The following is an 8116-nucleotide window of genomic DNA, read 5'->3' on the forward strand; positions in this document are numbered from 1 at the left end:
TTTCCGGTCAGGAGGGGGGCGGTCCGCCTTGGCGGTACCGTGAGAGCGGACTACGGATGATCAAGGCGGAATGTCATGCACGGCGAGTACAAAGTGCCCGGTGGCAAGCTGGTGGTGGTCGACCTCGAAGAGCGGGACGGAGTCCTGAGGGACGTCCGGGTCGCGGGGGACTTCTTCCTGGAGCCGGACGAGGCGATCCTCGCGATCGACCGGGCTCTGGAGGGGACGCCCGTGAGCACCGACGCCGCCGGGCTCGCCGCGCGCGTCGAGGCCGCGCTTCCCGAGGGCACCGTGATGTACGGCCTTACGGCCGAGGGCATCGCCGTCGCGGTACGCCGGGCGGTCGCGCAGGCGACGGACTGGACCGACTACGACTGGCAGCTGATCCGCGAGGCCCCGCAGTCGCCGGAGCTCCACATGGCGCTGGACGAGGTCATCACCGCCGAGGTCGCCGCCGGCAGGCGTCCGCCGACCCTGCGCGTCTGGGAGTGGGGAGCCCCGGCGGTCATCATCGGCAGCTTCCAGTCGCTGCGCAACGAGGTCGACCCCGAGGGCGCGGAGCGGCACGGCATCACCGTGGTGAGGCGCATCTCGGGCGGCGGCGCCATGTTCGTGGAGCCCGGCAACACCATCACGTACTCCCTGTCGGTGCCCGCGTCACTGGTGTCGGGACTGTCCTTCGCCGACTCCTACGCCTACCTGGACGACTGGGTGCTGGAGGCGCTCGGCGACATGGGCATCAAGGCGTGGTACCAGCCGCTGAACGACATCGCCACGGACGCCGGGAAGATCGCCGGCGCCGCGCAGAAGCGTGTGGTGGGACCCGAGGGCGGCGCCGGCGCGGTGCTGCACCACGTGACGATGTCCTACGACATCGACGCGGACAAGATGCTCGAAGTACTGCGCATCGGCCGCGAGAAGCTCTCCGACAAGGGCATCGGCAGCGCGAAGAAGCGCGTCGACCCGCTGCGCCGGCAGACCGGCCTGGCCCGCGAGACCGTCATCGACCGCATGGTCGACTCCTTCCGCGCCCGCTACGGTCTCACCGCCGGTCAGGTCACCGCGGAGGAACTCGCCCGCGCCGAGGGGCTCGCCGCGACGAAGTTCGGTACGCCTGAGTGGACCGCGCGCGTGCCGTAGCAGCCCCGCGTCCCTCCCGGATCCGCGGGGGAGGCGTCTCTCACGCTTGACCTGAGCCCTCTTAGTTAGACTAGCCTTACCTAAATTGTTGGGTGGGTGGCCGGTCGGGGACCGGCCGGGTTTCCGGAGGGGTACACGCAGTGGGATCGAAGGTGCCACCGGGGCGTGACGTCCTGCTGCGGACCGTCAGGAGCCGCGGACGGGACGTCGCCACCGGCGCCGTGCTCGGGGCCGGGCACCAGTTCGGGGAGGCACTGGTACCCGTCCTGATCGGCCTCGTCATCGACCGGGCCGTCGCCGGGGGCGACGGCGGGGCGTTGCTGCTCTGGCTCGCGGTGCTGGCCGTGGTGTACGTCGGGCTCTCCTTCAGTTTCCGCTTCGGCGCCCGCGCCGGGGAGCGCGCCGCCGAACAGGCCGCGCACGAGCTCCGGATCGCCCTCGTACGGCGGGTCCTCGACCCCGGCGGCGGTGCCGAGCAGGGCCGGCTGCCCGGTGAACTCGCGAACATCGCGACCGAGGACGCCAAGCGGGTCGGCGCCGTCAACATGGCGGTGATGACCGGCATTTCCGCGCTCACCGGACTCCTCGTGAGCGCCGTGGCGCTGCTGCGCATCTCCGTCCCGCTCGGCCTGGTCGTGCTCCTCGGCACACCGCTGCTGCTATGGCTCGGGCACCTGCTCGGCAAGCCCCTGGAGCGGCGCAGCGAAGCCGAACAGGAACAGGCAGCGCACGCCTCCGGGGTCGCCGCCGACATGGTCGCGGGACTGCGGGTGCTCAAGGGGATCGGGGCCCAGGCCGCCGCGGTCGAACGGTACCGGCGCACCAGCCGTGCGTCGCTGGGCGCGACAGTACGCGCGACACGCGCGGAGGCGTGGCAGAACGGGGTGGTGCTCACCCTCACCGGCGTCTTCATCGCGGTGGTCGCGCTGATCGGCGGACGGCTCGCCATCTCCGGCGACATCACTCTCGGTCAGCTCGTCTCCGCCGTCGGGCTGGCGCTCTTCCTCCTCGGGCCGCTGGAGGTGTTCGCCTGGGTCAACGCCGAGTTCGCCCAGGGCCGGGCCTCCGCGGCGCGCATCGCGGCCGTGCTCGCCGCCGAGCCCGGTGTGCCGGCCGGCAGGGCCGCCCTGCCGGACCCCGTGCGCGGCGGACTGCGCCTGCGCGGCGTCAGCCTCGGCGCGCTCCGCGAGGCGGACCTCGACGTCCGTCCCGGCGAACTGCTCGGCGTCGCCGCCACCGACCCCGCTGCCGCCCAAGCGCTGCTCGACTGCCTCGGCCGCACCGCGGACCCCGGGACCGGCGTCGTGGAACTGGACGGCGTGCCCCTGCCGGACCTCGACCCGGCCCTTCTGCGCACCGCGGTCCTCGTCGCGGCGCACGACGCCGACCTCTTCGAGGGCACCCTCGACGACAACCTGGGCGGCACCGGGCAGAGCGACCGCGCGATGGCCGCCGCCCGTGCCGACGAAGTGGCCCGGGCCCTCCCGCTGGGCACCGCGACCGAGATCACCGAGGGCGGCCGCTCGCTCTCCGGCGGACAGCGCCAGCGCGTCGTCCTCGCCCGCGCCCTCGCCGCGGAGCGGCCGGTGCTCGTCGTCCACGACCCCACCACGGCCGTCGACGCGGTCACCGAGGCCCGCATCGCCGCCGGGCTGCGCGAGCACCGCCGCGGCCGCACGACGCTGCTGGTCACCAACAGCCCGGCGCTGCTGTCCGTCACCGACCGCGTCGTGCTCCTGGACGGGGGCCGGGTGACCGCCGACGGCGCGCACCGAGACCTCGTGCACGACGACGCGACCTACCGGACGGCGGTCCTGGCATGACGTCGGCATCGCACACCCCGGGACGCGAACTTCTGCCCACGGCGACGCCCGCCAGGACCCGGGCCGCGGTGCGCGAACTGCTGCGTCCGCACCGGGCACTGGCCGCGGGCGGCGCCGCGGTGATGGTGGCGGCCACGGCGGTGGGACTGCTGACGCAACCCCTGCTGGGCCACATCATCGACCTGGTGACGGACCGGAGCCCGGCGGGCGCTCTGACAGTGCCCGTGGTCCTGCTGGTGGTGGTCGCCGTTGCGCAGGGCGTGGCCACCGCCCTCGGGATGTCGCTGGTGTCGCGGCTCGGCGAGACCGTACTGGCCGAGCTGCGGGAACGCTTCGTCGAACGGGCGCTGTCGCTGCCGCTGGACCGGCTGGAGCGGGCCGGCTCCGGCGACCTCAACGCCCGCGTCACGCGCGATGTGTCACGGGTCGCCGACGCCGTCCGCACGGCGCTGCCCGAACTGGTCCGCTCAGGACTGGCGATCGTGCTGACCCTGGCGGCGCTGGCCGTACTGGACTGGCGGTTCCTGCCGGCGGCGCTGCTGGCGGCGCCCGTACAGGCGTACACGGCGCGCTGGTACGTCCGCAACGCCGGCCCGCTGTACGCCACGGAGCGCATCGCCACCGGCGCCCAGCAGCAGCAGTTGCTCGACACGATCGGCGGCGCGGCCACGGTCCGCGCCTACCGGGCCGAGGCCGCCCACACCGCGCGTGTCACGGAACGCTCCAACGCGGCCGTCGACCTGACGCTGCGCGGGGTGCAACTCGTGCTGCGCTTCTACAGCCGGTTGCACGTGGCCGAGTACACCGGACTCGCCGCCGTGCTGGTCACCGGATTCCTGCTGGTGCGCGGCGGTTCCGTGTCGATCGGCACGGCGACGGCGGCGGCCCTGTACTTCCACAGCCTCTTCGGCCCGGTGAACACCGCCCTGGTACTCCTGGACGACGCCCAGTCGGCCACCGCGGGCCTCGCCCGGCTGGTCGGCGTCGTCGACGAGCCGGTGCCCCCGGTCGCCGAGCGAGGACTGCCCGCGGACACCGCAGGCGTTCCCATCGTCCCCACCGTCACGGTGGACGGCGTCGGCCACGCCTACGTCCCGGGCCGGCCGGTGCTGAGCGACGTGGACCTCGTGCTGCACCCCAAAGAGAAGGTCGCCCTCGTCGGTGCCAGCGGCGCGGGCAAGACCACGCTCGCCAAGATCGTCGTCGGCATCCACCGGCCGTCGTCCGGCCGGGTCGACGTCGGCGGTAGGGAACCCGCCGAGACCGGGCGCACGGTGGCCCTGGTCACGCAGGAGGTGCACGTCTTCTCCGGCCCCCTCACCGAGGACCTGCGCCTGGCACGGCCGGACGCCGGCGACGAGGAACTGCGGGAGGCCCTGCAACGGGTCGGCGCGCTCGGCTGGGCCGAGGCGCTGCCCGAAGGCCTCGGCACGGTCGTCGGCGAGGGCGGTCACCGGCTGACCGCGGACCGCGCGCAGCAACTCGCCCTCGCCCGCCTGGTGCTGGCCGACCCGCCGGTCGCCGTCCTCGACGAGGCCACCGCGGAGGCCGGCAGCGCCGGCGCCGGGCGCCTGGAGGAGGGCGCAGAACGCGCCCTGGAAGGCCGCACCGCCTTGGTCGTCGCCCACCGGCTCAGCCAGGCCGCCTCGGCCGACCGGGTCGTGGTGATGGAGGAGGGCCGCATCGCCGAGAGCGGCACCCATGACGAACTGCTGTCCGCCGGGGGGCCGTACGCCGCCCTGTGGCGGGCGTGGGCCGAGAACCGCAGCGACGCCCGGCCGTAGCCGGCTGCCCCCCTCAGAACACACCCGTCCCCCACCGACACGAACAGAAGGATCACTCGATGCCCCGCGCCACCAGAGCCACCCGGGTCGCCGGACTGCTCGCCTCCGTACTGATACTTGTCGGCGCGGTAGCCGCCTGCGGCTCCTCCGATTCCCCCGCCGACGCGTCCAAGCCGGGCTCCGGTTCCACCAAGGCGTCGGCGAGCACCGCGTTCCCCGTCACCATCGCCCACAAGTACGGCAGCACCACGATCAAGGCCGAGCCCGAGCGCGTGGTCACCGTGGGCCTCACCGACCAGGACGCCGTCCTCGCGCTCGGCACCGTTCCCGTCGGCACCACCGAGTGGATCGGTGGCTACAAGGGCGCCGTCGGCCCCTGGGCGCAGGACAAGCTCGGCTCCGCCGCCGCGCCGACGGTTCTGAAGGACACCGGCACCGGGCCGCAGGTCGAGAAGATCGCCGCCCTGAAGCCCGACCTGATTCTCGCGCTGTACTCCGGGCTGACCAAGGCCCAGTACGACACGCTGTCGAAGTTCGCGCCGGTCGTGGCCCAGCCCAAGGAGTACAACGACTACGGCATTCCGTGGCAGCGGCAGACCGAGACCATCGGCACGGCCCTCGGCAAGCCCGACGAGGCCAAGAAGCTCGTCGAGGGCATCGAGGCGAAGTTCACCGCGGCCAAGACGGCCAACCCGGCCTTCGCCAAGGCCACCGCGGTGATGGCCACCCCGTACGAGGGCACCTTCGTCTACGGCAGCCAGGACGCCCGCTCCCGTCTGCTGGCCGACCTCGGCCTGAAGCTCCCCGCCGACCTGGACAAGGTGATCGGCGACCAGTTCGGTGCCAACATCAGCAAGGAGCGCACCGACCTCCTCGACCAGGGCGTCGCCGTGTGGATCGTGCCCGACACCACCGCGGCCGTCACCAAGCTGCACCAGGACAAGCTGTACGCCGACCTGAAGGTCGTGAAGGAGGGCCGCGAGGTCTTCGTCAAGGAGAGCGGCGACTACGGCAACGCGGTGTCCCTCTCCACCGTGCTCAGCATCCCCTACGTCCTCGACCGCCTCGTCCCGCAGCTAGCGGCCGCGGTGGACGGCGACCCGGCCACGAAGGTGGAGCAGCCCAGCTCCTGAGTGCCCGTCAGGCGGTGTGCGCGAAGGCGCACACCGCCTGACGACGGCCAGCGCGCCACGCGGTGGCGCAGGTACGCGACCCCCGGGCCGAAGGTACGGGTCCCGACGGGCTCGGGGTCGACCCGGTGCTCGTGCCGGGGGAGGAACGGAACGCCACCGCCGACCAGCACCGGGTCGACCCCGGCCCGGTACTCGCCGATCAGACCCGACGCCGCCACTTCGGTGGCGAGCGTCGCGCCGCGGATCGCCAAGTCGCCGTCCCCCGGCTCGGCACGCAACCGTTCGATCTCCTCCACCGGACCGCCGGGGGCCAGGCGGGCACGGCCCCGCTCCGCCACCGGCGGGTGGAGAACACCACGTTCGGGAGCGCCTTCCGGAGTGCGGCCTGCTCGAGCATCGAGTCCCCGAGCGAGGGATCCCGGTCGATGGTCTCCCCGTACAGCATCGTCACGTACAGCCGACGTCTCAGCAGGTGGAAGCCGACCCCGCGGATCTCGTCGGTGACGAAGCGGAAGACCTCCTCGTCGGGCGCCGTCCGGTCGAAGCCGCCGTCCGGCCCGAGGATGCAGCCGTCGCGTGAGGCGCCCATGGAACAGGTCACGCTGCGCATCAGCAGTCCTCCTCGGGAACGGGACCCGCAGTTCGGCCGCCGGGGCGCTTGAGGGTGAAGGTGAAGTCGCCGGAGAGCTTGCCGTTCAGCCGGACCGCCGAGACGAGATTCCCCTCCGCGATCAGTCTTCCGACCTCGGCCCGCGACAGGCCGCAGCCTTCGGCGACCAGCCGCGCCGGCCGGACGGGGATCCGCGCCGCGAATCGGACCGCGACGTCGATCACCTCGCGGTCCTGATGATCCGATCCGCCGGTGTCGAGGCGCCAGGCGTCGTCCCAGTCGAGTGCGATGCGATTGCGGTGCCGCAGGACCGGATCCTGGAGCAACTCGGCTGCCAGGGCGAGGTCGTTGCCGTGGAGCCGGTCCAGCAGCTCGGGCCGCACGGAGCGCACATTCATGCGTTCCAGGACCGTGAGCTTCGCGGTGTCCCCGCAAGAGGTACACAGCACGAGCAGCCAGGCGTCGATGACCTTGTGGTTCGCGTTGACGCGGAATTTGCCGTTTGCCCGGAAGCGCTCGGACGCGCACGTGTGGCAACGGCGGAGAACAAGAGGCAGGCAGGTGGGCATGACCACCCAGGTGTGGAGCACAGAAGTACACCGGTTTCAGTGAGAAGTCCGCAGCAAGAAGCAGCGCGGCGCGCAGCGAGCGCGACGCGCGACAAAACAGCGCTCGGGAGGTCTCACACGGTGTACAACGGGACGTCCTTGCCTCGGTGACTCGGTCCGCCAGCACGGTAATGGCACACGGCGGCGCCGTTCCACTGGTTTTCGCGCGCCTCACTGGCGGCCATCCGACCTGGGGGTACACGCACTTGATGCAGCGTCAGCGCGGTTGCGGCGGGCGGGGCGGGAATCCGTGCGCCCGGGATACGCAGGTCACGGCAGCTTTGGCGGGTCCTCGGCTCAGCCGCGCGGCTCGCCCGCGACGAACCGATGCCGACCGTGGCTGACCGTCCGATGTGGCACGACACTGCCACGCGCAGTCTGTCGTGGGGTTCCGCGGACTCGGCGACTTCCAGGAGACCGGCAGGTTCTCGTCCCGTGCCGTCTGGTAGCGACGGCTGGTCGAGGGCTGGCGGTACGAGGTTCCCGGCCCATGGTCACCGCCTTCCCCGACATCTCACAGTGACGTTTTCTCAACGGTGATCATTTCCAGTTTCCGTTGAGGACGAGGGCGGCGCGGGCGATGTCGCCGATCCTGCTGGGGCTGAGGGTGATGTGCTGGAGGGTGCGCCAGCGCTGCTTGAGTTCGGCGGGGGCGCGTTCGCCGAGCGCACGGATGCCTCTGATGAGGCTGTTTGTGGTTTGTGTGTCTGCGTGCAGCGCCCGTTCGGAGCGGCCTTTGGGGCGTCGGACGGGGACGTGGATGCCGATGCCGGCGCCGATGTAGCCCTTGTCGGCCAGGGTGGGCAGGCCGTCGGCCGTGGCTTTGTACAGAGCGGGAAGGGCGTGGATGCGTGCTGCGGTGATGTCGGGAGTGGAGCCGGGCTCAACATCGGAGACCCATAGCGGGGTGCCGTCCGGGGCGGACAGGAACTGTACGTTCCCGCCGAACGCCTTGTGTTTCTGGCTGAACCACAGGTCGTTGCCGTTCTCGCGAACTCCTGCCAGAGAGGGCCGGGAC

The 8116-nt window shown here is 72.1% G+C and carries 5 protein-coding genes and 2 pseudogenes; 4 read left to right on the forward strand and 3 right to left on the reverse strand.

The window, feature by feature from the left end; genetic code table 11:
- Positions 1-75 precede the first annotated feature (75 nt).
- From RV983_RS34400 to RV983_RS34415, 4 genes are all read left to right on the forward strand, one after another.
- A complete protein-coding gene (locus RV983_RS34400) occupies positions 76-1140 on the forward strand; it encodes a lipoate--protein ligase family protein (protein WP_475989627.1) in 1065 nt (354 codons plus the stop codon).
- A 140-nt stretch (positions 1141-1280) separates the two neighbouring features.
- A complete protein-coding gene (locus RV983_RS34405) occupies positions 1281-2963 on the forward strand; it encodes an ABC transporter ATP-binding protein (protein WP_475989628.1) in 1683 nt (560 codons plus the stop codon).
- Entirely contained in the window at positions 2960-4747 is a 1788-nt protein-coding gene (locus RV983_RS34410; protein ID WP_475989629.1) for an ABC transporter ATP-binding protein, read from the forward strand. The genes RV983_RS34405 and RV983_RS34410 overlap by 4 nt, the downstream gene beginning before the upstream one ends.
- 59 nt (positions 4748-4806) lie before the next feature.
- The gene (locus RV983_RS34415) at positions 4807-5880 is read left to right on the forward strand and encodes an iron-siderophore ABC transporter substrate-binding protein (RefSeq protein ID WP_475989630.1); all 1074 of its coding nucleotides are present in this window, start codon (positions 4807-4809) and stop codon (positions 5878-5880) included.
- Positions 5881-5930: 50 nt separating this feature from the next.
- Here the strand turns inward: RV983_RS34415 and RV983_RS34420 are convergent.
- The 3 genes and pseudogenes from RV983_RS34420 to RV983_RS34430 form a co-directional block, all read right to left on the reverse strand.
- Positions 5931-6490 (reverse strand): annotated as a pseudogene (locus RV983_RS34420) (dihydrofolate reductase family protein); the annotation flags it as partial.
- Positions 6490-7080 carry a DUF1062 domain-containing protein gene (locus tag RV983_RS34425; protein ID WP_475989631.1) on the reverse strand — a complete coding sequence of 197 codons (591 nt, stop codon included), beginning with the start codon at positions 7078-7080 and terminating at the stop codon, positions 6490-6492. The gene RV983_RS34425 and the pseudogene RV983_RS34420, both read right to left, overlap by 1 nt.
- A 558-nt stretch (positions 7081-7638) precedes the next feature.
- A pseudogene (locus RV983_RS34430) lies at positions 7639-8088 on the reverse strand (transposase family protein); the annotation flags it as partial.
- Positions 8089-8116 lie beyond the last annotated feature (28 nt).

It is taken from the genome of Streptomyces sp. RLA123 (assembly GCF_056270165.1).